This window comes from Micrococcoides hystricis, from assembly GCF_042434215.1.
Classification (GTDB): domain Bacteria; phylum Actinomycetota; class Actinomycetes; order Actinomycetales; family Micrococcaceae; genus Micrococcoides; species Micrococcoides hystricis.
In genome coordinates this window covers 71,255-95,755 of record NZ_JBHLUB010000027.1, presented here as the reverse complement: position 1 = coordinate 95,755, position 24,501 = coordinate 71,255, and the positions used below count along the sequence as shown (strand labels likewise).

Here is a 24,501-nt window from a genome sequence, read left to right as displayed (position 1 = left end):
GCACCGCTCTGGGCTTCCGCAACCTGCTGCACTACATCACCAGAGCACTCCTGGACACCGGCGGATTCAGAACCAAAATACACTCATTTTTACGATGAGCCAGTTTTAGAACGTGCCGAGCTTAGACTCGCGGTGGCAGATCCCCACGATCGTCATAGCGATCATTCTCGATCCGGTCGCGCTCAATCCGTTCCTGCTCGACGTGCTCGTCATCCAGTCGGTCGTGCTCGCTCCGATCGTTCAGATCGCGGCGATGCTCTGGCTCATGGTGACGGTCGGCTTCCACCCGACGCTCATCATCTGCCAGATGGCGTTCGACGACCTCGTGGTCCTTGCGCTCGTCAACCCGGTCCTCGCGCACCTGACGGTCATCACGATCCGCCCGTACATCACCCTGGTCCCGGCCATCACGTCCGCGGTTAGGGTCTAGATCATCGGCTTCTTTCAGCCGGTTGTCGATATCCTGCTGTGCGGCACCGACGCCGCTACGACGATCATGTGCCTCCCGTTCCATCCGGTCAGCTTCAACCTGGGCCTTTTCGGCTTTGACTCGGGCGCGCTCAGCCGCGAGTTCTTGTTCTTTGATCTCGACTTCTTCTTCGTGAAGTTGGACGCGATCACGTTCAGCTTCTTGCCGCAGTTCCGCTGCACGCTGCCGGTTTTCGATGTCGTGCTCTTCACGACGCTTGCGTCCACTGCGTGCGATCAGCACAATGATCAGCAGCAAGACAATAGCGCCAGCCACAACAAGAGCGATGGTTGTTGGTGTCCAGTCGAAGTCCATGTCTAGATTCCTTTCGGATGAGGCAGCTTGCCTTTCTTCTACACTAAGCACGCTGATGACCGGCAGGCAACAAATTAGGGCAGATCCACCACAGTAGGCCCAGCATCATCGTCCCTACCGCGGCCAGCGATCGAGCGCACCGTCGATATCACCGTGCCGACCAAAGTTTCGCCACCCCAATACTCAGCAGTATCACCATGGACTTTAACGATGACGTTATCTGGGTTCTCCGGACCACCTTCCATGAACGCGTCTGCGCCCTTGTGCCAGAGTTCTTTGACCAAAGCCCGATCATCAAGAACCGTTGCCGTGCCCGACAACGACACCCACGCTTTCATCGATGAGTACGCCACGTTGACGTTCGGATTAGCTCGAATGTCCTCTACGACAGCGCTGGAGGCGCGAACGAAAAAGAGGACATCACCGTCTTCTTCGTGGACTTGGGTGGAAAGCGGACGACTGGTCAGCCGTCCAGTCGTCGATGATGCATCCACCGTTGTGAGCATCGCGATGTCCATGTCGGACATGATCTTATAGACTTTTTCGACTTCTTCCGGGTCGTTTGAAATCGTGACGTGCTCGTTCATCTTGGCCTCGCAATCGAGTCATACCGTGTCTCGCACGGGCTGTTGAATAAGTCTATGGTTCGTAGGCTTACGAAGGAACCCTTTGTGTGACTTGTTCACGCCCAGCCCTAGATAATCCACTAGGGGCTGGACACAATGGAAGTATGAGTGCTGAGCCTAATCAGTCATCCCAAGAGTTCGTCGGAATTAATGAAGGTTTGCCGCTCTGGACAGAAGCGGCCTTGGAAAAACTTAAAGACATCGCATCCGTTTTTGGTTCGACCATCTATTACTCCGAATTGGCCCAGGACATCCAACACCACACTGGCGCCCACACCCGATCTGCTTTCCGAAACTGGATCGGTAAAGTCCTAGAGTCGGTAGACAAGGTTTGCCGGGCAGAATCTTTGCCACCGCTGGCTTCGCTGGCCGTCCGGCAAGCAGATGGACGAGTGGGAGCTGGCTACGACCACAACATCAAAGCTGCCGGGCAAGACGCGGCGGGCGATCCGTTCGAGCGCAACCGTCAGGCGGTGTTTGATCGCTTGGAGTGCTACCGCTCTTACTGCTCTTCGGTACCTGCTGATGCCGAGGAGATTCTGCAGGCTCAGGTACGGAAGTCGAATAGTAAGCCATCCCGCAAGAAATCAGTCGAAAAACCGGCAGCGATTTGTCAGGACTGTTTCATCCAACTTCCCATGACCGGGATCTGCCCGAACTGCGAGGATCGGTAGGCTCTTCGGCGCCACGCGCAATGAAGGAGCGTTGAAAGTCTTGTCAACGCCTGTGTTTTGGGTCGAAGCTTAAGGCATGACGAGTAATCTGCTGGACGCAATAGCGTCCGAGCACGCCGGCTGGGTGGCCCTAGAACGGGCATGCCTAATCGAGACCTTGCGCTTAATGGCGCCGTGGACAGAGGCGGCGCCCCATGAATAGGGGCACAGAAGATGAGTTCGCGGACTTGCTTCACGCGGTCCGCGATGGGCGCACTGAATCACTAGATGAACTCGCTGATCAAGCCCACCGGAGTCGGTTTCATCTCTCACGGCTCTTGAAACAGCGCTTGGGATTCACGCTGCGTGACTTTGCCGCCGCGGCCAAGGTCGATCGGGGCATCCAAGGATTGCTCGAGGGTTACTCGGTCACGCAGTCGCAATGGTATGCCGGTCACGAATCTCCCTCCAGTTATTACCGAGCTTTTCGACGCTACACGGGGCTGGGGCCAGCCCAGTTTCGCGCGCAGATGCGAAACCTAGCGAGCTACCTGCTGCACCGTCAGGACGAACTGGCTGCGCTAACCTTAGTGCATCGCAGTTTCACTCCACGACAACACCAGCAAGACAACCAACTTCGCATTAGGGTGACTGGCGCACAGAAGCGAAGTGTCTTATTCGTGGCGCTGCACCCAGAGCCTCTAGTCAAAGCAGATCCCCTGCTGGGTATCGCCTTGCTCGGAAACCACGAATACACCGTCTCCGCCATCCCGGACGGTAGCTACTACGCCATGGTCGTCGAAGTGCCGCGAACCACGAATCTGCGTTCATATTTCCACATGTCCGGCAACCGACGGCAACTGGAACGCACTCCCATTACCTTCCCGCTGGTCGAGTCGAAGACTCTGACACTGCAACTACGAGACCTGATCCCGGAGGATCCGCCGATCACGGTCAACCTGCCTAAGTTGTTCCTCGAGGCCGCAGCCGGGCGTGTAGGCCTCGAAGCGGTCTGAGCAAAGTCAGCAATTCAGGACAAGTTCTTTAGCTAAACGTTCACTAGCGTGGAAGTATCCCCACCGAAATGGTGACGGAATACCGATTCGGCGGAATGCCGACCGTACCAAGGAGAAGTACTATGAGCACGCTATCGACTTACATCGCCTACGATGGCGCCACCGAAGAAGCGCTCACCCTATACCGGGACATTTTTGGTGGCGAACTGAACATTCTGAAATACGGCGACATGCCGCCAATGGAAGGGATGCCCTTCGAACCAGACCCCGGGGCGGTCGCGCACGCTCAGCTTGATCTGCCTGGTGGCACGATTACCGCCAGTGACGCCATGCCGGGTGAGCAACTCGTGGTGAAAGGAACGGTCTATTCACTGCTCTACGATCTCGACGACGTCAACATCGCTAACGACTGCATCGAGAAACTCGTGGCGGCTGGCGGCGCCATCAATATGCCGTTCGAGCCAGCCCCGTGGGGCGGCCACTACGGACAGGTTTTCGATAAGTTCGGCGTCATGTGGGCGTTCAACGTTGACCCGAAAACAGGCGAGGCTACGGCAGGATAACCTAGCTACCTCTCTTCAAACATGACGCAATGTTGTGTGCCCGGTCGGCGGTACATATCGTTGATTCATGGCTGATTTCGATAGTCGCAGCAGAAGAAAGCTCTCGATAACACTAGTTGCAGGGCTTCTGCTGCTGCCCGCGATCAGCGCATGTCAGCCCGGAACCCCCACTTCTCTGGCGGGCACCGTGGAGGACATGGCCGGGAGGGCTGGCAGCGACCAGATCGCACGCCTTACCGTCGAACGGACCCCCGATGAGGATCTGCGCATCGACGTGGCCTTCATCAAGGACGACGGAACCGCCGTAGAGTTCAGCAAGAAACCAGGCGACAAGGTGCCCAACAGCCTTGGGTCCCCGACACCACGGGTCGCCATGTCCGGGGCACCCGTCGATGAGTTTGATCTGGAGGGCATCGAACGGCAACTGGAGGAAGTCCCGGATTGTACGACACCTCGTGCCGAGATCATGGTCTTCGGCGAACACACTGGAACGAACTTTCGCTGTGGCCACGATGGTCCGCCCAACGGGCAGCTCGACGGTCACGAGGTGACCAAGATCCGATCAGGTGACTTTGCTGCCGCTACAGCTCAACTTCGTAAAGATTTGGCTCTGCTGGACACAACGCACATCTCCTCTGCGACGATCGGGATGACCCGTGCGGAGGTCTGGACCAGTCTCCATTCGACTCGACCGGAATTGGCAGACAGCAATGGCGGGACGTGTTCACTGCTCATGATCCGCTCCAGCGGTGGGTTCGTAACTCGGTGTGAGAGCGCCCAAGCACAACATACAATCGATGCTCTCGACCCAGACGTCATGTCCAAGATCTGGCAGGCTGAAGGGAAACCAACTCAAGGATGGCTCCTAGAACTGGTCGTGGAGGAAGATGGCCCGTACTGGCGAGCAACAGCAGATCATCAATCCCGGCGCTACGATCTTGCCGGAGACCAAAAGTAGATCCTCTCAGCCGACTGTGGTCGGCGAGCTACTCGATGACAAGATCGATTGTTCCCTCATCGTTTTCCCGGTTGTAGACATGTTTGCCCACCAGACCGAGTACCCCTTTGATGTCATCGATCTCGGTCCCACCGAACTCCAAGTAACAGGTTGAGTCACTAGCTGCGTTGAGCTCATCGTAGAAGTCCTCAATATGGGTATAGAACTTATCGAGGATGTCCTCTAGGGGGTACTGCGAAATTTCCTGGGGGCTGTCAGACTCCCCCAGCTCAGGCTCCTGCTCAAAGCTGAGCGAGGTCACGTATGTCCCATCAGAAAGCTGACGGTAGATGTTTTCATCTACCTTTTCGTAATCAGAGCTGGCGTACTTTTCCGGGGTATAAACACGAATGTTTTTCACATTCACATCCTAAGCTGCAGGTAGCTTTGAACACTACCCCTTATTTTCTATACCTGCGCAGTGTAAAAACTAAGGCGGGCAGACAGTCGTCTACCCGCCTTGAACGTCTTCCCGTAGGGAAGCTACATGACTTAGCCCTTCAGGACGTAACGCAAGGTTTCGACGACCTGATCGGTGGTCTTGCACCAGGCGTACGCTTCTGCGTCCACTTCCTTGAGCGGGTGGACGATGTCTTCGTCGTGCAGTGTCACGTAAGGCTTGCCGAGCGCGGCGCAGTAGCCGGCATCGAAAGCTGCGTTCCACTGTTTGTACTTGTCACCAAAGCGAACAACCACCAGATCGGCCTTACCGATCAAGGTCCGGGTTCGGATCGAATTCACTTTGGAGGACTGGTGATCACGCCAAAATTGGTCGGGCGTCTCACCTAGGTGGTCGCCGGCAGCATCGCTGGCCGGGTGGTCAGTCACCGGCGCAGTAAAAACGATGTCCAGGCCGGCGGCCTCGGCACCCCGCTGGATTTCTTCGCGCCAATCGGTGTGGATTTCACCGGAGAGGTAGACATTAAACGTCATTGCTCATTAACTCCTTTGTGGGGACGGCAGCTGACAGCTGCCCTTCAAAGTAACCCTACCGAAACCCCAGAAAGGTTCAACGTCGAAGAGCAGATGGCGGCGCATTCAAGACCACATGTGACGTCAGTGGCTAGAAATCTACTAACCGACAGGTAACCGCAACGTCACTTTAGAGCCCTGGCCATGCCACGACTCCAACGACGCAGAACCTCCATGCCGCTCAATTATTGCCCGCACCATCGGAAGCCCTAGACCACTGCCCTCAGTGCCACGCACCTCACGCGAACGGCCCAGTTCCTCCCACACTGTTACCAGTTCATCGGATGCAATACCTCGGCCTGTGTCCGCGAAAGCAATGAACACCGAGCCGTCTGCCTCACGGCCATGGATCTCAATTCGGGCCCCCGGCTGTGAATACTTAACAGCATTACTGAGCACATTAGCAATAGCGAGGAATAACAAATCAGAATCTCCCAGAATACGCGGCAAAGGTCGCGGCGCACGTGGCAAGGCGACCTCAATATGGCGCTCCCGCGCACCGGGAACCTCCATAACCGTATGAACGGCCTCCTCAACCAAGTAAGTCAAATCCACGCTTGTCAGTTCGAGCTCCGCATGTTCAACCTCGCTGATTTTGCGCAGGTCACTGAGCAAACTAGACAGCCGCTGAGCTTGCACACCGATACTCTGCAGCTGCCGCTGCGACGGCTCGTCAGCCAGAGCCGTCCGAATCCCCTGAATCGGGTTCTTTAGCTCATGATCCAACCGGGCCATTAAACGCTGACGCCGCTGTGTCTGTTCCTCCCGCTCACGCCGCACCGCCCGCACCTCACCACGCCGCAACCAGCTCATAGCCAACCAGCTCGCAAGCAAAACCGCGGTGAGCACAAGGCCTAGCAGCAATGGAACCCACGCTAACGTCGTGGCAACCGTCAAGACTTTCTTGCCATCCAGCGGCACCCACACCAAGCTGGTAGCAAGGCCCACCAAAACCGGCGCGAACACCCACACCAGTGTCCGATTCAGCTTCTTGCGACGACGCTGCGAAGACTGCGTTGTGGTTGGGGGTTGCAGCGCTGAGGCGTGCGGTGGGTTGGCATTCGGGGCTTGCTGCTGCGGGTACGGTGGCTGACTCATGCTCGCTCCACCTCAGCAGCGAAACGGTACCCTTCGCCCGAAACCGTCTCAATCATAAACTGTCCCGGTGCCACTTCACCGATCACCTTACGGATCTCAGCGACGCGGTGATCCACAGCCCGCGTGGTGACAATCGATTCGAAACCCCACACGGTTTCCAGTAAACGTTGTCGCGAAAACACCTCATCAGGGTGACTCATCAAAAACTCAAGCAACGCAAACGCACGCGGTGTCAAAGACTTTTCACGGTGATCAACAAAAACTCGACGGGCCGTCCGATCCAGCCTCAACTGACCAGCGACCAATGACTCGGCGGCACTCAAAGGAGCACCACCCTGTCCACTTCGCCGCAACCCGCGGTGCGGATGCGAGCGGCATCGCCTACCGCAAAGACAGCCGCATTCGAGGTCTGCTGGCGCTCATCAACGACCACGCCGTCGTTAACTTCAAGGCCCATGGCCTCGGCGAGCGCCGTGTTCGGCGTGATGCCGATGCCCACTAGGACCTGATCTGCTCGCAGCTGTGTGCCGTCCGTCAGCGTGACGACCCGCTCGGCGCCGTCCAGTTCGATGCGTGCCGGGGCCGACTGGATGACGTCGGGCCAGCACCGGCCCAACGGCCGGAACAAGCGGCGGCTGCGCCGGCTCCACAAGAGTCACGCAAACGATCAGCGTCAGCGCGGGTCCGTAGCTTGAGAACCTCAGCCAGCTCACCGCCGGGAACCGGGAGCTTGCGGGCGCTACCGCCCGTAGCTAGCACGATGCGGTCAGCGGCCACCGCATCGCCGTTGCTCAGCCGCACGGTTGGTTGCGCGTTGGCCTCAACCGACACAGCTTCAGCCTCGATGAGCGTCACGCGGTTCTCAGCAAACCATTCCCGTGGCTGGAACTGAATCTGCTCGAGCGTCTGAGCGCCCAGCAGATAATCCTTCGACAGCGGCGGCCGATCATACGGAAGCCCACCCGCCTCCACCATCGTGATCTCACCGTCAAAGCCACGCGAACGGCCACGCCTCCACCGACGATGGCAACCGACTCAACCGCCATCATTCAGCGTCAGCGGCAGGGACACCCGGCTACAGGACCACGGTGTCGCCCTCGACCTCGACCTTGTGCGTCTTCGCGCCGTGGCCGGCAAGCACAACGCCTTACCGCTCTTGAGGCAGAACCGGGCCGCATGCATCGGGCATTCAACCTCGGTGCCTTCGATCCAGCCGTCGGCGAGGCTTACGACCTCGTGAGTGCACTCGTCGTTGAGCGCGTAGAACGAGCCATCCTCGGCCTAGAACACCGAGATGTCCTCGCCGGTCAAATTCTCATCACCCGGAACCAGGTAGGACTCCGCTTCCGGGATGTCACTGACAGGGATCTTACTGGTCTCGCTCATGAGTGCTCTCCTCTGTGCCGGATGCGGATGTTTTAGATGCCGCGGACGATGCGGTGGCGGCTGCCAGCGGTGCCGCACCAGAGAGCGCCGATGCGGCACCAGCCACCGGAGTCAGTTGCGGTGCTCCACAAGGTTGCGGCGCTCAAGACGCAACGTGACATCCGCTGCCTTCGCCAGCTGCTTCGAGTGAGTCACCACGATGACGCACTTGTTCTGCTGATGCGCGGCATCACGCAAAATCTCGATCACGCCGTCCGCGGTTTCTTCATCCAGGTTACCCGTAGGCTCATCAGCTAGGATCACAGGAGCAGACGAAACGAGCGCGCGGCCGATCGCGACGCGCTGCTGCTGGCCACCCGACAAAGCCAACACATTCCGCTTAGCTGCCGCCGCATCGAGCCCCAGGCGGGTGAGGTCCTCAACCGTGGCCTTCGAGTTCACGAGGCGCAGGTTCTCAAGTGGGGTGAGGTAGTCGATGAGGTTGTAGTTCTGGAACACCAACGCGATCTGGTCGCGGCGGTGGCGTGTGTAGCCGGTGGATGCGATGTCGTTGCCGTCGAAACGCACGACTCCGTTTGTGGGCGCATCGAGGCCGGCGAGCAGGCTCAACATCGTGGTCTTGCCGGCGCCGGAAGAACCCACGATCGCGTAGAACGTGCCGACCTCGAAGTCATAGCTCACGTTCTTCAAAACGCGCTGAGCGGCGCTACCGTACGTGAAATCGACGTTCTCAAGCTGCATAATAGACATAATTTTTCCTAACTAAGTTTTGAAAGAATGCGTTTTGGACGCTGCATGATGAGAGGCAAAACCCCCACCGAGACGCCCATCAAGACGATGATGAATCCCCACGCGAGTGCCGTAGCGATACCGCCGGCGTTGGTCGCGAGGTGGATTGAAGAGAGAGTCTCGTCGCCGGCCTGAGCGACAACCGCCCGGCCGAGAACCCCCGAAAGAACTGACCCGAGCACCGCTGAAATGGCGGCCGCGGCGGCCGCGAAAATGGTTGCTTCAAGCGCGAATTGCGTAAGCACATTGCCTTTGCTTTTCCCGAGCGAAAGCAGCACACCCACCTCGTGGATGCGGCCGCGAGCCCAGAACGTGCTCACCAACGCGAGCACCAACGCACCAGCGATGCTCAAACCCAACAGCATGGTCGCCAAGAGCTTGTCCACGCCCGCGATCGCTTGAAGCACCGGCGCAAACTGAGCCGAGTTGTCTTCCAACGTCAGTTTCGGCGCGATCTTCTGTGCCGCGGCGAGCGCCTGCGGAAGCTCCTCCGCGTTATGCGTGAAATAGCGGCCAGCCGTGATCGGCACGCCGAGCTCCTGCGCTGAAGCTAGGTCCACGAACACATTGTTTTCTGATGCGCCCGCCGGAAGGCCACTCGGGTTCTCCGTTTTGCCTTCAAAGATCCCGGCGACGGTCACGGTGACCTTCTTGTCCCCCTGAGCGAGGGTCAGCATGTCCCCCACCTTGAGGTTGTTGTGGTCAGCGAACTCCCCATGAATCACAGCCTGCGATGCGGTTGCGGCCACATGCTTGCCCTCAACCAGCTGATACAGCTTGCCCTGGAACGCCGAGTTGAGCGAAGAATCACTCGCGCCAGTCACCGTGACACCGCCAGCGAACTCAGGATCCAACTGAACCCCACGGTTGCTCGTGACCGGATTGGCACCCTCGGGTTGGGCGATCGTCACTGCCTCCAGACTGTGCCTAGCTACCTGCGGAATGCCCGCCAAACGCTCAGCGACCTTCTCGTCGATGCCGCCCTGGTCAGCAGGTGGTTGATGGGCGGGCGGCTGCTGGGTAGGCGGTTGCTGCGGCGCACCGGAACCGGACTGCGCTTCAGAGCCGGCCGCCGCATCGACGGCAGCTGTTGCCGTGAAGCCAGCGCCAACATTCGCGCTGATCGCGTTCTTCACCTCAGCCATGGAGGAACGCACACCAGACTGCGCAACAAGCGCGGTGAACACAACGGCCATGATGAGGATCATCAAGACGCTGCGCCGCGGTTTACGCAGAACACTACGGATTGCTCGAGGCCACGGGCTCGTCATTTGTTGTCCACGAGGATCGCGCGAGGGCTCTTACGCAGCATCGGGATCGACATGATCGCAACGACCACCGCGATCACAGCCACACAGATAATCACGGCCTGGATCACCGAGCCATTGGTCAGGCCCACAGCGAGGCTATCCAGCGTCTGAAGCGATGCTGAAGACTCCATGTCCGCACCGAACTGGCCCGCCTGCGTCATCTGCTGCTCAGCGGACTTGTTCACGCTCGCGAGCGTCACGTTACCCATCCACTGGGCGACTGCGTTCGAAGCGAAATACGCGAGGACGAACGCCGGAATCGCGATCAAGATGAGCTCCGCGAAATACTGGGCCGTGATGTTGCCCTTGCGAACGCCGATGGCGAGCAGCGTTCCAGTTTCCTTCTTGCGTTCGTTGAGCCACAAGAACAGGACCAGAGCAACAACGGCGGCCGCGAAGATAGTGGCACCGACCATCGTGTTGCTCATGATGCTCTTGACGCCATCGACCGCCCCAGTGATGCCGGTGAGGTACTCGGCCGAACGCGATAGCTGATAGTTGTTCCAGTCGATCCCCTGGGCGGCGGCCGTCTTCACGACATCCTCAAAGTTGACGTCTTTAGCCACGAAGAAGTTCGCGTCCTGATAAATCTCGGTTTCTGGCGTGAACTGATACAGAGCACGCGTCGTATCCAAGTCAGTGAACACCGTGTTCGCATACAGCTCGCTACGCACAGCAACCGGGCGGGTGTTCTTCCCCGAAACGATGCCCACAACCTCAGTCTTTACTTCCTTCGTGGACTGCTTCTGGTTATCGGCGTCGTACTTGTTGCCCTTCAACGTGAGGGTGCTACCGAGTTTGAGGTTATTCGCCTTCGCGAGATCCTCATGGATCACGGCCTTGTTCTTGTCCTCAGCCGTCAAGTGGCGGCCTTCAACAAGCTTCAGCGAGCCGCTGCGGAACGCGTTAGCAATATCGCTTCGATTCACACCCCACACGTTCACAGCGTTACCGAACTGTGCCTCGCGTTGCTGGTCATAGTCGTCGTAATCAGGCTTCAAAACCTTCGCTTTCACGAGGTCCGCGGTGACATTTTGCCGCGCAACATGCGACACAACACCGTCCAGGCCCGCAAGTTTTTCAATATCCGAGGCCTTGACATTGCCGGCGCCTCGCGGCGTACCTAAGTTGTAGTGCGGATTGTTCTCCAACACAAAACCGCTACCAGTTTTTGCCTCGATTTCCTCAGACACCTGATCGGCGGAGCGGGTCACGGCACCGGCGGCCATCACCACTGTCGCCATGACCGTAAGAACAGCAAATATGATGAGGGTTTTGATTGGCTTTCGGGCACAATAGCGCCAGGCTCTTCCTAGAAACGACAAAGTTTCCCTTTCACGGTAAAACGGTTGGCGCGTCCATGGCGCTGATCGCAGAAATGTTCGCGAGGCTACCCACAGTGGCATGCGTCGTGGTGAACGACGGCAGAATCGCAGAATGCAGCGCGCCGAAAAGGTCCGTAAGAAACGTACACTTCATTTCTGAATTGATTCTGAAAGCCTACTGCGCAGTATCTGAGAACGAGTCGCAACTTCAAGTGTTTCTGCCTGTCATTGCTGTGGGCCCGCGAGTGCCCGGTACTGCCGGGTTGCAGGTTTCCAGAATCCTGCCCGATCTGCGAGCAGTGCTTTGAAATGGCGTGGGGTCACCTCGTCCAGAGCCGCAATGTAGTCAGGTACCATCGCACGTGGAATCCGCAACCCCATCGTCAGGTGCGGGATCCAGTCTGAACGGTGGTCATCCGGATTCAACGCGCTGATCTGCCAAGCCGCTTGCCGCATCAACTGCCCTGTTTCTAAAAGCCACGCGACCGTCTGTTTGCGACGCGTACTGAAAATCGCGGTTCCGACCCGCTGGAAATCTGCAGGGATAACGCCCGGTAAAACCTGCGCGGCACTCTCCACTGCCGCAGGTGCCATATTGTGTGAAAAGGTAATGGTGATGTGCGGGGTTTGGTTTTGGCGCGGGAAACCGCGGGACGCAAGAGCATCAAAAATTTCCCGGACTTGCTGCTCTTGTTCAGCGGACAAGTACAACAAAATGTTCTGTGGTGATACCACGGTCCTCCTTGCGCATTTGCTCATTAGAATCTAGCCGTGCAACACCGTGAGTTACGTATCACCATCGCGCTCCCCCTCGAGCTGGTGGGCTTGGACGGTACCTAGCTCATCGCGGTAGGTCATCGTGTGGTTTGCATCCATCATCAGGTGCCTTTCACGTTGAGGATCTGCCGCAGTTCATGCACAACCTCCACCAGATCACACGCGTCTTCCATCACCTTGTCGATGGGTTTATAGGCGTCCGGAATTTCATCTACCCACGCGCGCCCCGGCCGATAAACGATGCCGCTCATACGCTGGTGAAGATCGCGCTCTGTGAACTTCTTGCGTGCGGCACGGCGGGACAACACCCGTCCTGCACCGTGCGGGGCCGACCAAAAAGCATCCTCATTACCCAGCCCGCGAGTCACATACGAACGGGTTCCCATACTGCCTGGAATCAGCCCAGGTCGACCGGTTTCTGCGTTGATCGCGCCTTTCCGTGTTAACCACAGCACCATGCCGTCGATCTTCGCCTGCTCGGTGTAGTTGTGGTGGGCGTTGATCCGTTCCACCTCAACGTCTTCCGGCTTGTCCCCCATCATGAGCGCCAATTGTTCAACAAAACGGTCCATCATCTCTTCACGGTTAGCTAATGCGAACGCTTGGGCCCACAACAGCTCCGTCAGGTAGCTGTCAAACTCAGCCGTGCCTTCCCTGAGGTAGGCGCTATCCCGATCAGGCAAGTCAACCCCGGCCTGCTCGCACTGCTGCTGAGCGATGCGGATGTGCTTCTGCGCGATCTTATTTCCCACCCCACGCGAACCCGAATGCAGGAAGCACCACACCCGTTCCTGTTCATCCAAGCACAACTCGATGAAATGGTTGCCACCACCTAAGGAGCCAAGCTGTTCACGCCATTGCGGAGAGTGACTTAGGTCCACGCCATCTGTTGCAGCGCGGGCTTCAAGCACTTCAAGACGTTTAACCGTGTAATCGTGCAGGATGTCTTTGTTGTAATTGCCTGGGGACAACGGAATGATCCGTGTCAGCTCATCCCGTAACTCGACTAGGTCCAAGCCCTCGATATCCTTGGCCGAATACTTGGTCCGGGCAGCGATCATGCCGCACCCAATGTCCACGCCGACCGCCGCGGGAATAACGGCACCCACGGTAGGGATCACTGTCCCAACCGCACTGCCCATCCCAAAGTGAGCATCCGGCATCAACGCAACATGCGGCTTCACAAACTCAAGCTCTGTCACTGCAATCGCCTGTCCTGCCGTGTCGTCATCGATCATTGATGCCCACGAAAGTACCCGCGGCGCAATCTGACGCGGACCGTTTCGACGCGGCGAACGAACCGGTTGCATATACACTCCTGACACAGACCACGGCACAGGTATTAGGAGGCATCATGACGCTCAACATCGCCTTGATAGGGTACGGTGCAATCGCCTCCCGAGTTGCTAGCGGGATCCGGGATATGACTGAGGTTGAGCTCGTCGGCGCGCTCGTGCGAACACCGGGGACAGCGGCCACCGATGGCGTGAGTGAGTTAAATCTGAATGATGCGCTTGAACGCGCGGATCTTTTCGTTGAGTGCGCCGGAGTTCCGGCTGTGACCGAATACGGGCCCAACATTATTGCAGCGAACAAGCTGCTGCTGTTAGCAAGTGTTGGGGCGCTCGCTGATCCGATCCTGCGGCGAACACTGCTCGATGGTGGGCCTGGTCGGGTTTATGTGACCAATGGGGCAATCGGTGGGCTCGATATCCTCGCTAGCGCAGCACTCGAAGGTGGCCTAGACTCCATTGTTTTGGAAACCCGGAAAGCGCCAGCCAGCCTGATCCAACCGTGGATGGATGCGGACCTAGCCGAACGGCTCCGCGGCGGCGGATCAAATCTTGAATCGCTTGTTCTCTACGAAGGTGGTGTGAGCGAGGCTATCGAAAAATTCCCAGCCAACCTCAACGTCTCAGTGGCCCTAGCCCACGCGACCAACATGTGGGATCACACGATCGTCAAGCTCATCGCCGACCCCACCGCAAATCTCACCAAACACACCATCCATGCCTCTGGCCGGACGGGCACCTACCAGTTTGAGATCACCAACAATCCGCTACCTGATTCCCCGTCAACAAGCGGGGTCGTCGTGGCCTCGGTACTCAGGGGCATCCGCACCATCGCTGGGGCGTCCGGAGTGAGCGTTTAGACTGCCGCCGTACAACATTTTTCGTCCTTGAAACGTGACACGTTGTCTTCAATAAAGTTTACGGATCTGCCGCACAACTAGTAGCAACTAATCAATGACCAGAGCCCGTTCTTCGGCAACCACGGTTGTCTTTGCTCCTTTCAGAGCTTCACCGAGGACCTCGTTTACCGCCCATTCGAGGGAATCAAGGGCATCTTCGCCGCCACTGATGGCTTCTGCTTCCTGATTGTTCACGCGGATGAGTGCGGCCCCGCCGATCGGAACAACGCCCTCCTCGTCAGCACCATGTTGGTCAACAATGCGCGCCCATGCCGAGTCCAGCGCACCCGGCGTCAAAACTCGCACTCTAACTCGATACGTCAGGTCTTGGCTTGTGTGCCGATCGAACCAGTCATCGGACAATTTCCAGATTGTCATGCCCCAAGTATCGAACGGATCAGCTGACGCCGCAACGGGCGCGCAGACTCCTAGCAGTTCGGAAAGTCCACCACCGCAGATACACTCATCATCAGAAGCGATGTTCAATCAGGTGGAGGATGCCCATGGCGAAGCTGAGTCTCAAGGCCGTTGGGGCACGAATGGAGCCTTTGGCGTACCGCGACTCCTATGACTGGGAGTTCATTTTCGAGCTCCTTGACGCCTACGGCAAGCCGAAGTCTTCCCTCACTCGCCTGCGTACGGGTTCCCTCAACGTGGCCGCCGAGCCAGATGTGGAGGTTGCTCAGAAAAACGTCGTGTACTTCCGTCAGGTGCCTCAAAGTCAGTCTCTAGAAGCTGTCGAAGAGTCGCAGTAGGTAATACTTGCGCCTTGAACCACAGTAGGCAGACTGGGCTACCTACTAGCGATCAAAGGACAGGACATCATGGGAACAGCGCGAGAGCGACTGCTCGACGCCGCCGCCAAGCGGTTCTACGACGACGGGGTGAACGCGACGGGGATCGACACGATCACGGCCGAGGCAGGAGTCGCGAAGAAGAGCCTCTACAACAACTTCTCGTCCAAGACGGATCTGGTCAGCGCTTACATCGACGCCCGCCACGCGGAGTGGCTGGACCTGCACCGGTCTCGCTCCACGCAGGCGTCGACGGAGGTCGGCCGCGTGCTCTCGGTGTTCGATGCCTACATCGACCACGCGAACGACGCCTACGGCAACGGCTTCCGCGGATGTGGGCTCCTCAACGCCGCCGCCGAGTTCCCAGCAGGAGCTCCTGCGCGTGAGGCCGTGCGCGCGCACAAGGAGCAGGTCGAGCAGATCCTCGCCGAAGGCTTGGCAAGGCTGACTGACGAACAGAACGCTCGGGAGATAGCCGAGCACTTCAGCTTCCTACTGGAGGGGGCTGTCGCCCGCGCGGGCCTGGACGGTACTCCGGCGCGCCTAGAGCGGGCCCGAGGGATCGCCGCGACGATGCTGGCGACCCTGTGAGGCAGGGAGGCCTCGCCGGTGTCGCCGCCGTCCTGGTCACCGCCGCGCTGTGGGGCACCACGGGGACCGCGGCGACGTTCGCCCCGGGCGTCGGACCCCTCACCATGGGCGCTGCCGCCCTCGGAATCGGCGGCGTCCTCCAGGCGCTGATAGCCCTGCCACAGCTGCACAGCGAGCGCTCCGCTCTGTCCTCTCAGCGGGGCGTGGTTATCGCCGGGGCCTTGGGCGTAGTGGTCTATCCGCTGGCGTTCTACAGCTCGATGCACCTGGCAGGCGTCGCCGTCGGCACGGTGGTCTCGCTGGGCTCGGCCCCGATCGCCTCCGGGCTACTGGAGCGGGTCGTTGACCGCAGGAGGCTCAGCGAGTGGTGGATGCTGGCGGCGTGCCTAGGCATCGTGGGCAGCGCCGTGCTGTGCGCCGCGAAGATGCACGACGCCCCCGCTGACTTGGTCGGCACCGTGACGGGCGTCGGGCTCGGCCTGGTCGCCGGAGCAACCTACGCGCTGTACACGTGGGCCGCGTACCGTCTGATGGGCCGCGGGATCGGGCGTGCCGCGGCGACGGGCGCGGTCTTCGGACTCGGCGGCCTGGCACTCATGCCCGTGCTCGCGATCACCGGCTCCCCGCTACTGGATTCGCCCCAGGCGTTCGCGGTCGGCGCGTACATGGCGCTCGTGCCCATGTTCCTCGGATACGTCTTGTTCGGTTTCGGCCTGACCAGGGTCTCGGCGAGTACGGCTACGACGCTCACCCTCGCCGAGCCCGCGGTCGCCGCCGTGCTGGCGGTGGTCGTCGTCGGAGAGCGGCTGCCGTTCATCGGGTGGCTCGGACTCGCAGGCATCGGTGTCTCGTTGGTGTTCCTCACGATCGCACCGGCGGCGCGGGAGAGTGCTCCTGACGCCGTGCCTCGCGAGGCAGTGCTCGACAACGCTGGATAGCGAGTGTTACAACTGCGACATGCGCTAGCGCAGGTCAATCACGGCGGTGCCGACCTCGATGTGCGTGGTGCAACGACGCCCGAGCATCGAACGGGTCGCCTTCTGGGCCGTGATGACCAAAACTCAGGAATCCAAAGCGCTTCATGATCCTCTTAAAAGAATGCTCAACACTATAGCGGGTGCGCCTCACCAGACCGCACAACGTTCCGCAACCGAATGACTTTTGGGCCGGTGCTGTCAATCGGTGACAACGTGTCCCTCCAGTGCCTCGGCTAGAGGCAACAGATGAGCCTCAGCGGGGTCTATCTCGACGAGGATGTCGATGTCCGATCCCGCAGTCGCGGTGCCGCGGGCGACGGACTCGAAAAGGTTCGGGTTAGTCGCGCCGTAGCGGTCGAGGAGCATCTGGAACTCGTCACGACGCGCAGCGAGGAGCTTGCGCAGGTCGACGTCTCCGCCAGGCCATGTCTCGAGCGGGGCGATTAGCAGGATGAGGATCGGCGGGCCGAGCTCGTCCACGACAGGTTCGCCTTCGCGCCCGATCGACTTCTCGCGAGCAAGGTTCCTCTTCCAACCACATGACTCGTAGAACGGGACGACTTGCTCTCGACACCCCAAGTATCCGAACGCGACGCGGCCACGATCGCGAGGGTCTCTGTACGGACAGCGATCTCGCGGCGCGCCCATCCCACGTGGCCGACGACGCGACCTTCGGTCCGCGCCATGATGTGGACATCTTGAGGCGCATAACCGGAGGGCTGTTGCGGATCCCACTCTCCGAACTCCTTGAGATACTCGCTGTCAAAGAGCTGTCGAAGCCATTGCAGATCGGCTTCAGTGAGCTTTTAGTGGGCGAGGACCTCGAACGAAGGACTCCTCACGCGTCCGTACCCCAAGGGTTCACGAGTTTGACTCCGGTGTGCTGGAAATCCTGTACGTTGCGCGTAGCGCAGGTCGCCCCGTGCGCTAGGCAAATCGCGGCAATCTGGGCGTCGGCGGTACTGACCGACACACCTGCTGCCTCACACGATGTGAGCACCTCCGCGTATCGCTCTGCCGCGTCAGCATCGAATACGAGCAACGACCGACTCCCCCGATACGGCGCTACCGCTTCATCGATCCCGTGTGCCAGCTTGTTTTTGCCTCGGCCTTTCGGGAGCCTTCGGACGCCGGCAAGCAGCTCCGCAAGAGTGATGGACGTGATCGCGACCTCACCCGTCAGCGACGCGAGCCATTCAACGACACGAGGCTCCGGAGAGGGCCGAAAGATCTCCGAGATGACGTTGGTGTCCAGGACAATCATTCGAAGTACGTCACCCTTGCGACATCGTCGCGCGTCGGAATCGGCAGATCATCGACCTCACCGACATCCCGCGCTACGTCCAGAAGAGCCATGCCTATGTGCGGCCGCCGGACCCTCTTTGTCAAGATGTCGCGAACCTCGGCCTCCATGGACCGCCCGTGCTCCTTCGCCTGAGATGCGAGCTGTTGCTTCACGTGGTCATCGAGACCACGCACAATGATGGATGCCATAAGAGCCACCTCCTTCTGCTATCAACCATGATATCTCTGATCGAACGACGCCGAAAGGTACAAACGAGACAGCGCGCCCCGCCGATCATGACGCTCGACGGTGGACAGCCGAGGGTAGAAAGAAATGCTCTGCGACGGTGTCCGATTCGGCCAGCGCCTTCTGAAGATAGGGCTAGGCCGGGTCGTCGACGGCGATCAGGCTTCCGATATCGTGCATCGGGGCTCCTTCGCGTGCCATGGTCACAGCTCCAACTGAAGGGCGGTCTGTTCGTCATCGACGATGCTCGGCTGCTATGACGTCATGATCTTCTCGTTCTCGTCACGTACGAGGGTCTCTCCCGCCCGAATGCGGCCACCCCGAATTTGGTAATCGACGATGTCCGTCAGGTATTCGAACAGTTCGGAGGGCTCACGCTCTACCCGACCACTTGAATCTCTGGAACGCCCCATTTCGGCAGGCCGATCGAGTACGCGTTCCACGTATCGTCGTCGCCCGGCCTGACCCATACCGGCCCGATGCATGCCGAGGGCATCGGGTTCTCTGCGTCAGTGATTGTCAGATAGGCCTCTTTGCTATAGGTGGTGCCCACGGCTCCGGAGTAGTATCCAACGGCTTCCGGAAGAAGCAACAACGAACGGACCGCCTGCACCTGTAAGACAACGGCATCCTTGTGACTAAACGGAGCTTGGTTGCCACTATGACCCTTCGACAAAGCGGGCACGCCTGCCACGATGAGGAAGGCGCGGTGCTGTTCGATAGCTTCGGGATTGTCCCCCACCGAACACTGGGTGGAGTACCCCCTGCGCCTCGCCGCCAGGAAACGGCGCGTCCGTCGACGAAATCGATATCCAGAGCCCCTTGATCGAGCAACCTAAGCTGTCGTCATCAGCCGCCTCATCGTCCCATTCAAGCTGGCCTTCTTCACTGACATGATCATTCAGGGCCTCGATAATCTGTTCCCTGCTGACCGACTCGCTCAACAGCACGTAGCCGATGACCGGGTCGTCATTCATTTCATGGGTGGGCTCGGGGCGAGTGCTTTTGATCGCTTTTCCAGAACGCTTGCCAAACAGTCCGAACATGTCTGTCCCCTGGTGAAGGGATTCGGGCGGTCCTACAAGAAAAATGTAACTAGCACAGTCCAGTTGCGTTCAGCACTTTTCCCTACCAGTGTAAAACTGCCTCGACCCCAGGAGCACTCCCCTATAACACAAAGCACGAATGATGCTACACGTTAAATCTGAATTAAACGGCGTGTCGCTGGAAAGTTACTTTCTCATTCGCAAATTACGACGAGAAGCCAACGATTTCCGCTGTGAATGACAACAGCGCACTACTACGCATGTGTGGATAAAACGTCTCCACATTACCCTCCTCGGCTACATAAAGTACTGCCTAATAAAACGAATATCCTGATAGCCGGCCAACATTAACCAAATTCGGATCGGTAAGGCACAAAAAGACACCAAGGACAACACAAAATGAGACTGTGGAATTCCGCTGAAGCAGAGCACACTGTAGGGCACGCATACAGCACGATTGCGAATGAGCTTGAGAAAATAGTTAATTCCTATATTGAGGACAAACAGTTTTCTGGTGCATATGAAGACTGGTGCTGGGCATACATTGCGATCCTAGAAGGACCGATTATGCAGAACATGAAGCTTCCCGAGGTTGTACGCCGCAACAATAAACAAAAGGATTTAGAGTTTCGACTGAAAATCGACTATCAGTCTTTCCTTGATGGCGACCATAATCGACGACTCGGACTAATTATCGATTCCTTGAATCGCTGCTTAGACCATCTAAAAATGACGAAAACGTGGAAAGTGCCCGAAAGTGACATAACCATTCTAAAACAAGCGCTACAGGCAGCAGAGCAAAAAATGAGGCAAGATTAAAGGCTGTCCGAGCGCTGGTAGCGGTCGGTGGGCAGCCCGACTGGTGTAGTGGAACGCGAAGCCCTAGCAGAGCGTCTCAAAGCCATTGCGCTCAAAGTCGTCGAGGCTACCGAATAAACACTCCCAAGAAGCACCGAGGTTCGCTAGAAACACAGGCTCCAAAGACGGAACTCATCATCGTTTGGATTGAAAAAGCAAAGCTATGCCGAGGCAGCTTGTAGCGGCTGAATCTGCTCAATCTCGGCGAGGATTTTATCCTCTGCCACATCTAGGTCATACTGCGCTTGCAGCCCCAGCCAGAATTGCGGGCTCATCCCGAAATACTTCCCTAAACGGAGTGCAGTGTCGGCAGTAACAGCCCGCTTCCCGTGGACGATCTCGTTGATCCTGCGCGGTGGAACACCTATGGAAACAGCGAGTTTGTGCTGGGTGACCCCCATCTCCTTAAGGAAGTCCTCCATGAGAATTTCACCGGGGTGTACTGGTGGAAGCTTGTCAGTGATAGTCAACGATCTCGACCTCCTCTGGACCAGCTGCCGTCCACCGAAAGCAGATCCGCCACTGGCTATTGATCCGAATACTGTGCTGACCCCGCCTATCCCCTTTCAACGCCTCGAGACGGTTTCCCGGCGGAATCCGCAACTCTTCAAGACTTTGCACGTACGCAAGTTGTCGCAGCTTGCGCAGGGCGACCGAGTGGATTCGGGAATCAATGGAACGTACCCTTTCTCGATCCACAACCGCTCGGTGTCCTTGTTGGCGAACGACTGGATCATGCTTCACCCTATCCCCCCATAACGCGAAGCGTCAATAACGCTAAACGTTAAATTTGAACTCCACGACGTTCCGAAGCTGATTAACGTTCTTTCGGCGCCACAGCTCCCGAGAACCCCGATACTTCCGTTTTGGTCGATGCCGTCAAGGACGCCCACACCCGCACACTTGCCACAGGCGTCGGCATCGCGCCTCCGCTAACGACCGTGAGCTGAGACCAAGGTGCAATCATTCAAAATAGTTGAAGGGAAACCTATCACGCAGTTGCGGATGGATGCTGTTCAGAAGGTCCGAAACTTCCTGCTCGTGTTCATCGATCTCCTGCCCCTCGTCAAGCTTCTCCTCCAGCTCTGACAACAGGAACGCCATCCTGAGAAAACCAGTGAAGTCGATCTTCAGATCGAGGAAGCTCTCTGGCCCTCCGTACTCCCTCTGGTCGTGGTCGAAAAAGAACACTGTCTTGCGCCGTGCACTCAAGAACCACTCATCGCCCTGCCCCGACTGCCCGATAAGCCACAGATCTTCGGGCAAACCGTCGCCACATGCTCGCCGATTCTGCTCGAGCACCTTCTGATAGCCATACAGAACAATGTCCGGCGTGAGACTCACCCCGTCATAACGATGAATGAACGCGGTGTACGTTGCATCGATGTCAGGGATCTTGGCTTTGTTTTTGATGGCGGGATCAAGCTGCTCAAGAGAACTGAAAAGCTCGTTCGGATCAATCAACCTCATGATTTTCCCCTACTCATCCGTGACCGGAGACTGGTCACCGAAAACCAGCTCGACGGGCTGAACCCCACTGAGTTCATGGTTCCAAAGATGGACGGTATCGTCGCCCGGCAGTATAACAAGGGCGGTGCCGGACAGAGCTTTCTCGGTGGCGCGGATGCGATTGCCATCGGCAAGGAAGGCCATGCCGGCAGAAAAGCCCGAGCCGCCCAATTCCTCCTTCCATCCGAGCCATGCGCACCACCATGTCACTCATGCCAAACGGCTCCACCCACACGAATTGGGGCCCCGGCGAACTCCGGGGCCGCCCTCAAGCGGCCATTCAGCCGATCAGCCAGAGGCTGAACGACGCACTCGGCTACACGTTAAACCGGAACTCGACCACGTCACCATCCTGCATTACGTAGTCTTTGCCCTCCATGCGGACCTTCCCGCGGGCCTTGGCCTCATTCATTGAGCCTGCGTCAACGAGGTCGTCGAAAGAGACCACTTCAGCTTTGATAAAGCCGCGTTCAAAGTCGGTGTGAATGACCCCGGCGGCCTTCGGCGCGGTGTCGCCCTGGTGGATGGTCCATGCGCGGGCCTCTTTCGGGCCGGCAGTTAGATAGGTCTGTAGTCCTAAGGTCTTGAATCCGACGTGGGCCAATTGATCCAAGCCTGATTCTTCTTGGCCGGCCATCTCCAGCATTTCCCGGGCCTCTTCCTCGTCATCCAGTTCGACGAGTTCTGCCTCCAATTTGGCGTCCAAGAAGACCGATTGGGCAGGTGCGACCATGGCAGCCAATTCAGCCTGTTTTTCCTTGTCGCCCAAGATCGTCTCGTCAGTGTTGAACACGTAGATGAACGGCTTTGCGGTGAGCAGGTTCAACTCACGCAAGTTCTCCATGTCCAGTTTGTCGGATTCGATTGCGGAGAAGATGGTGTCGCCGCGCTCCAACACTTTCTGTGCCGCCAGCAGCGCATCCAGTTCAGCTTGCTCGCGTTTTTTGATCTTGACCTCTTTTTCCACCCGCGGCAGCGCCTTCTCAATGGTCTGCATGTCGGCCAAGACAAGTTCGGTATTAATGGTCTCTCGGTCAGAGCTCGGATCGACCTTGCCGTCAACGTGCACCACATCCGGGTCTTCAAAAACCCGGACGACTTGGGCAATCGCTTGGGCTTCACGGATGTTCGCTAGGAACTGGTTACCGAGTCCTTCACCTTCAGAAGCGCCCTTGACGATGCCAGCGATGTCCACGAACGATACGGTGGCGGGAAGCTGGCGTTCGGAGCCGAAGATCTCGGCGAGCTTTCCGAGGCGCTCATCTGGCAGGTTCACCACGCCGATGTTCGGCTCGATAGTGGCAAACGGGTAGTTTGCGGCCAGCACCGTGTTGCGGGTGAGGGCGTTGAACAGAGTTGATTTTCCGACGTTCGGCAGACCGACGATTCCAATTGTTAAAGACACAGTCACCCATTCTAGCCGCTCTGAACTGACCGGAGAGAACCCGACCGTCTCACGCAACGAAAGTCGAAGTCCTTATTTTGTCAGTGCTCCGTGGCACAGTGGTGGACATGGATCCAGTTGTTCTGACTCTCATCGTCGTACTTGTCTTCATCGTGGGCTTAGTTGCCGGACTCGGTCTTGCTATCTTCTTGCAGCGTCGCAACCAAGCACAGTCACCCACCCCACAAGCTTTGGAAGCCAAAACGCATGAACTCGCCGCAGCCAAAGAGGAGCTCGCTCGCGCCCAAACCCAAGCAGATCAGCTCCGGGAGCGGTTGGGTGAGTCTCAGCAAGCTAACCAAACGAACCTTTCGGTACTGAATCAACTTCACCCCATCTCCACCCAGCTGCGGCAGATGACCGCAAAGGTTTCCGCCTTGGAAGAGGAACGTCACCAGCAATACGGTTCCCTGCAACAACAGCTCCAAGTCGGAACAACACAGCATCAGCAGCTTCTGTCCGTGACCACTGAACTAGCCACGGCAATGAAAGACAACCGTGCACGGGGCTCATGGGGCGAGCTCGCGTTGCAACGGATCCTCGAACTCTCCGGACTGCACGAGGGCAGTGACTTCACCTCTCAGCTCTCCGTCGCCACTGCGGAGAAAACCGATCGCCCCGACGTAGTTGTTCACTTGCCCCAAGATCGTCAGCTCATCATCGACGCGAAAACTATTGGCCTGTTCGACCGCACAGATGAAGAAGAAGTTGCTGCTGCAGTTGCCAGCTTGCGGAATCACGTGCGGCAACTCTCCAAAAAGTCCTACTGGCAGTCGCTGCCAGATGCCACCGAATATGTGGTGCTCTTTCTCCCCTTTGATTCCCAGTTGACCGACTGCATTTCTGCCGACCCACAGCTTCTGGACGACGCTCTGGCAGCGAATATTGTGCTTGCCGGACCTACTGCTTTGTATGCAGTCCTGAAGAATGTCGCCGTAACGTGGCGTCAGACCCGGGTGCATGAGGATGCGCAAACGATCCTCGAGCTCTCCACCACGTTCTATGAGCGCATCTCCGTGCTGGGCAATCACCTAGAGAATCTGGGCAAGAGTCTGAACAGCTCGGTGCGCAACTACAACAGCATGGTCAACTCTGTGCAGTCTCGTTTGCTGCCAACCGGTCGGCAGCTTTCCGCCTACAAGCTCGCCCAGGACCAGAAGCTTGAGGACATCGCGGAGCTCGATTCGGCCACGGTCCAACCTGTCGCCGCTGAGCTCACCTCGACCGAGACCGACCAGTAGACATGAAAAAGCGGCGAGAGAGA

General features: G+C 58.1%; 34 protein-coding genes and 1 pseudogene. 10 read left to right on the top strand and 25 right to left on the bottom strand.

Translation table 11 applies throughout. From position 1 onward, the window contains the following. Positions 1-121: 121 nt before the first annotated feature. Positions 122-784: a hypothetical protein gene (locus tag ACFFFR_RS06280; protein WP_377458801.1), complete on the bottom strand. Its 663-nt coding sequence runs from the start codon at positions 782-784 to the stop codon at positions 122-124. A 74-nt stretch (positions 785-858) separates the two neighbouring features. After that, positions 859-1,371, bottom strand: coding sequence for a pyridoxamine 5'-phosphate oxidase family protein (locus tag ACFFFR_RS06275; RefSeq protein WP_377458799.1), 513 nt, complete (start codon positions 1,369-1,371; stop codon positions 859-861). A gap of 143 nt (positions 1,372-1,514) precedes the next feature. Here ACFFFR_RS06275 and ACFFFR_RS06270 point away from each other — a divergent pair, with 143 nt between their 5' ends. From ACFFFR_RS06270 to ACFFFR_RS06255, 4 genes are all read left to right on the top strand, one after another. Beyond that, positions 1,515-2,084 (top strand): hypothetical protein, encoded by a 570-nt coding sequence (locus tag ACFFFR_RS06270; protein WP_377458797.1) that lies wholly within the window; start codon positions 1,515-1,517, stop codon positions 2,082-2,084. A 194-nt stretch (positions 2,085-2,278) separates the two neighbouring features. After that, the gene (locus tag ACFFFR_RS06265; RefSeq protein WP_377458795.1) at positions 2,279-3,079 is read left to right on the top strand and encodes a helix-turn-helix domain-containing protein; all 801 of its coding nucleotides are present in this window, start codon (positions 2,279-2,281) and stop codon (positions 3,077-3,079) included. 122 nt (positions 3,080-3,201) lie between these two features. Continuing rightward, positions 3,202-3,642, top strand: coding sequence for a VOC family protein (locus ACFFFR_RS06260; protein WP_377458793.1), 441 nt, complete (start codon positions 3,202-3,204; stop codon positions 3,640-3,642). Between the two features lie 196 nt (positions 3,643-3,838). After that, positions 3,839-4,600: a hypothetical protein gene (locus tag ACFFFR_RS06255; RefSeq protein ID WP_377458792.1), complete on the top strand. Its 762-nt coding sequence runs from the start codon at positions 3,839-3,841 to the stop codon at positions 4,598-4,600. A gap of 28 nt (positions 4,601-4,628) precedes the next feature. Here ACFFFR_RS06255 and ACFFFR_RS06250 read toward each other — a convergent pair whose 3' ends face one another. The 12 genes and pseudogenes from ACFFFR_RS06250 to ACFFFR_RS06195 form a co-directional block, all read right to left on the bottom strand. Further along, positions 4,629-5,000, bottom strand: a complete 372-nt coding sequence (locus ACFFFR_RS06250; RefSeq protein ID WP_377458790.1) for a hypothetical protein — start codon at positions 4,998-5,000, stop codon at positions 4,629-4,631. A 131-nt stretch (positions 5,001-5,131) separates the two neighbouring features. Then, positions 5,132-5,572 (bottom strand): YtoQ family protein, encoded by a 441-nt coding sequence (locus ACFFFR_RS06245; protein ID WP_377458788.1) that lies wholly within the window; start codon positions 5,570-5,572, stop codon positions 5,132-5,134. A gap of 141 nt (positions 5,573-5,713) precedes the next feature. Further along, positions 5,714-6,709, bottom strand: a complete 996-nt coding sequence (locus ACFFFR_RS06240; protein ID WP_377458786.1) for a sensor histidine kinase — start codon at positions 6,707-6,709, stop codon at positions 5,714-5,716. Beyond that, positions 6,706-7,032: a winged helix-turn-helix domain-containing protein gene (locus tag ACFFFR_RS06235; protein ID WP_377458785.1), complete on the bottom strand. Its 327-nt coding sequence runs from the start codon at positions 7,030-7,032 to the stop codon at positions 6,706-6,708. Before ACFFFR_RS06235 ends, ACFFFR_RS06240 begins: the two co-directional genes overlap by 4 nt. After that, positions 7,029-7,337 carry an FAD-dependent oxidoreductase gene (locus ACFFFR_RS06230; protein ID WP_377458783.1) on the bottom strand — a complete coding sequence of 103 codons (309 nt, stop codon included), beginning with the start codon at positions 7,335-7,337 and terminating at the stop codon, positions 7,029-7,031. The genes ACFFFR_RS06235 and ACFFFR_RS06230 overlap by 4 nt, the downstream gene beginning before the upstream one ends. Further along, positions 7,244-7,690 carry an FAD-dependent oxidoreductase gene (locus tag ACFFFR_RS06225; protein WP_377458820.1) on the bottom strand — a complete coding sequence of 149 codons (447 nt, stop codon included), beginning with the start codon at positions 7,688-7,690 and terminating at the stop codon, positions 7,244-7,246. Before ACFFFR_RS06225 ends, ACFFFR_RS06230 begins: the two co-directional genes overlap by 94 nt. Positions 7,691-7,744: 54 nt before the next feature. Next, positions 7,745-7,927 (bottom strand): annotated as a pseudogene (locus ACFFFR_RS06220) (Rieske 2Fe-2S domain-containing protein); the annotation flags it as partial. A gap of 279 nt (positions 7,928-8,206) precedes the next feature. Continuing rightward, positions 8,207-8,845 carry an ABC transporter ATP-binding protein gene (locus tag ACFFFR_RS06215; RefSeq protein WP_109303261.1) on the bottom strand — a complete coding sequence of 213 codons (639 nt, stop codon included), beginning with the start codon at positions 8,843-8,845 and terminating at the stop codon, positions 8,207-8,209. Between the two features lie 8 nt (positions 8,846-8,853). Beyond that, on the bottom strand, positions 8,854-10,155 hold the full coding sequence (locus ACFFFR_RS06210; RefSeq protein WP_377458781.1) for an ABC transporter permease: 1,302 nt from the start codon (positions 10,153-10,155) through the stop codon (positions 8,854-8,856). Next, a complete protein-coding gene (locus ACFFFR_RS06205; RefSeq protein ID WP_377458779.1) occupies positions 10,152-11,519 on the bottom strand; it encodes an ABC transporter permease in 1,368 nt (455 codons plus the stop codon). Before ACFFFR_RS06205 ends, ACFFFR_RS06210 begins: the two co-directional genes overlap by 4 nt. Positions 11,520-11,744: 225 nt before the next feature. Continuing rightward, the gene (locus ACFFFR_RS06200) at positions 11,745-12,254 is read right to left on the bottom strand and encodes a 2'-5' RNA ligase family protein (protein ID WP_377458778.1); all 510 of its coding nucleotides are present in this window, start codon (positions 12,252-12,254) and stop codon (positions 11,745-11,747) included. Between the two features lie 143 nt (positions 12,255-12,397). Continuing rightward, positions 12,398-13,534, bottom strand: coding sequence for an RtcB family protein (locus ACFFFR_RS06195; protein ID WP_377458776.1), 1,137 nt, complete (start codon positions 13,532-13,534; stop codon positions 12,398-12,400). 116 nt (positions 13,535-13,650) lie between these two features. Here ACFFFR_RS06195 and ACFFFR_RS06190 point away from each other — a divergent pair, with 116 nt between their 5' ends. Continuing rightward, positions 13,651-14,448, top strand: coding sequence for an aspartate dehydrogenase domain-containing protein (locus ACFFFR_RS06190; RefSeq protein ID WP_377458774.1), 798 nt, complete (start codon positions 13,651-13,653; stop codon positions 14,446-14,448). 87 nt (positions 14,449-14,535) lie between these two features. Here ACFFFR_RS06190 and ACFFFR_RS06185 read toward each other — a convergent pair whose 3' ends face one another. Beyond that, a complete protein-coding gene (locus ACFFFR_RS06185; RefSeq protein ID WP_377458772.1) occupies positions 14,536-14,865 on the bottom strand; it encodes an XRE family transcriptional regulator in 330 nt (109 codons plus the stop codon). A 125-nt stretch (positions 14,866-14,990) separates the two neighbouring features. On the opposite strand from ACFFFR_RS06185, the gene ACFFFR_RS06180 reads away from it, so the two are divergent. The 3 genes from ACFFFR_RS06180 (at position 14,991) to ACFFFR_RS06170 (ending at position 16,810) form a co-directional block, all read left to right on the top strand. Then, positions 14,991-15,242 carry a hypothetical protein gene (locus tag ACFFFR_RS06180; protein WP_377458770.1) on the top strand — a complete coding sequence of 84 codons (252 nt, stop codon included), beginning with the start codon at positions 14,991-14,993 and terminating at the stop codon, positions 15,240-15,242. 69 nt (positions 15,243-15,311) lie between these two features. Continuing rightward, positions 15,312-15,872: a TetR/AcrR family transcriptional regulator gene (locus ACFFFR_RS06175; RefSeq protein ID WP_377458768.1), complete on the top strand. Its 561-nt coding sequence runs from the start codon at positions 15,312-15,314 to the stop codon at positions 15,870-15,872. Beyond that, positions 15,869-16,810, top strand: a complete 942-nt coding sequence (locus tag ACFFFR_RS06170; protein WP_377458767.1) for a DMT family transporter — start codon at positions 15,869-15,871, stop codon at positions 16,808-16,810. Before ACFFFR_RS06175 ends, ACFFFR_RS06170 begins: the two co-directional genes overlap by 4 nt. Positions 16,811-17,047: 237 nt before the next feature. Here the strand turns inward: ACFFFR_RS06170 and ACFFFR_RS06165 are convergent, their stop codons facing one another. The 5 genes from ACFFFR_RS06165 to ACFFFR_RS06145 all read right to left on the bottom strand — a co-directional run bounded on the left by ACFFFR_RS06165 (position 17,048) and on the right by ACFFFR_RS06145 (position 19,426). After that, positions 17,048-17,428 (bottom strand): nucleotidyltransferase family protein, encoded by a 381-nt coding sequence (locus tag ACFFFR_RS06165; RefSeq protein WP_377458766.1) that lies wholly within the window; start codon positions 17,426-17,428, stop codon positions 17,048-17,050. 259 nt (positions 17,429-17,687) lie between these two features. Continuing rightward, positions 17,688-18,113 (bottom strand): type II toxin-antitoxin system VapC family toxin, encoded by a 426-nt coding sequence (locus ACFFFR_RS06160; protein ID WP_377458765.1) that lies wholly within the window; start codon positions 18,111-18,113, stop codon positions 17,688-17,690. Continuing rightward, positions 18,110-18,343 carry a FitA-like ribbon-helix-helix domain-containing protein gene (locus tag ACFFFR_RS06155; protein ID WP_377458764.1) on the bottom strand — a complete coding sequence of 78 codons (234 nt, stop codon included), beginning with the start codon at positions 18,341-18,343 and terminating at the stop codon, positions 18,110-18,112. Before ACFFFR_RS06155 ends, ACFFFR_RS06160 begins: the two co-directional genes overlap by 4 nt. Before the next feature lie 291 nt (positions 18,344-18,634). Further along, positions 18,635-18,865, bottom strand: a complete 231-nt coding sequence (locus ACFFFR_RS06150; protein ID WP_377458762.1) for a hypothetical protein — start codon at positions 18,863-18,865, stop codon at positions 18,635-18,637. A gap of 174 nt (positions 18,866-19,039) precedes the next feature. Then, positions 19,040-19,426 carry a hypothetical protein gene (locus ACFFFR_RS06145; protein WP_377458760.1) on the bottom strand — a complete coding sequence of 129 codons (387 nt, stop codon included), beginning with the start codon at positions 19,424-19,426 and terminating at the stop codon, positions 19,040-19,042. Positions 19,427-19,825: 399 nt separating this feature from the next. On the opposite strand from ACFFFR_RS06145, the gene ACFFFR_RS06140 reads away from it, so the two are divergent. Then, positions 19,826-20,245 carry an Imm44 family immunity protein gene (locus ACFFFR_RS06140; RefSeq protein WP_377458759.1) on the top strand — a complete coding sequence of 140 codons (420 nt, stop codon included), beginning with the start codon at positions 19,826-19,828 and terminating at the stop codon, positions 20,243-20,245. A 200-nt stretch (positions 20,246-20,445) separates the two neighbouring features. On the opposite strand, the gene ACFFFR_RS06135 is transcribed toward ACFFFR_RS06140, so the two are convergent. The 5 genes from ACFFFR_RS06135 to ychF all read right to left on the bottom strand — a co-directional run bounded on the left by ACFFFR_RS06135 (position 20,446) and on the right by ychF (position 23,198). Further along, on the bottom strand, positions 20,446-20,754 hold the full coding sequence (locus ACFFFR_RS06135; protein WP_377458757.1) for a HigA family addiction module antitoxin: 309 nt from the start codon (positions 20,752-20,754) through the stop codon (positions 20,446-20,448). Next, complete coding sequence (locus ACFFFR_RS06130; protein ID WP_446686096.1) at positions 20,741-20,983, bottom strand: type II toxin-antitoxin system RelE/ParE family toxin; 243 nt, start codon at positions 20,981-20,983, stop codon at positions 20,741-20,743. Before ACFFFR_RS06130 ends, ACFFFR_RS06135 begins: the two co-directional genes overlap by 14 nt. 264 nt (positions 20,984-21,247) lie before the next feature. Beyond that, complete coding sequence (locus tag ACFFFR_RS06125) at positions 21,248-21,754, bottom strand: hypothetical protein (protein ID WP_377458755.1); 507 nt, start codon at positions 21,752-21,754, stop codon at positions 21,248-21,250. 9 nt (positions 21,755-21,763) lie between these two features. Beyond that, a complete protein-coding gene (locus ACFFFR_RS06120; protein ID WP_377458753.1) occupies positions 21,764-21,964 on the bottom strand; it encodes a hypothetical protein in 201 nt (66 codons plus the stop codon). Positions 21,965-22,109: 145 nt separating this feature from the next. Further along, positions 22,110-23,198, bottom strand: coding sequence for a redox-regulated ATPase YchF (ychF, locus tag ACFFFR_RS06115; RefSeq protein WP_377458751.1), 1,089 nt, complete (start codon positions 23,196-23,198; stop codon positions 22,110-22,112). 107 nt (positions 23,199-23,305) lie between these two features. On the opposite strand from ychF, the gene ACFFFR_RS06110 reads away from it, so the two are divergent. Further along, positions 23,306-24,478 carry a DNA recombination protein RmuC gene (locus ACFFFR_RS06110; protein WP_377458749.1) on the top strand — a complete coding sequence of 391 codons (1,173 nt, stop codon included), beginning with the start codon at positions 23,306-23,308 and terminating at the stop codon, positions 24,476-24,478. The last annotated feature ends 23 nt before the right edge of the window (positions 24,479-24,501 follow it).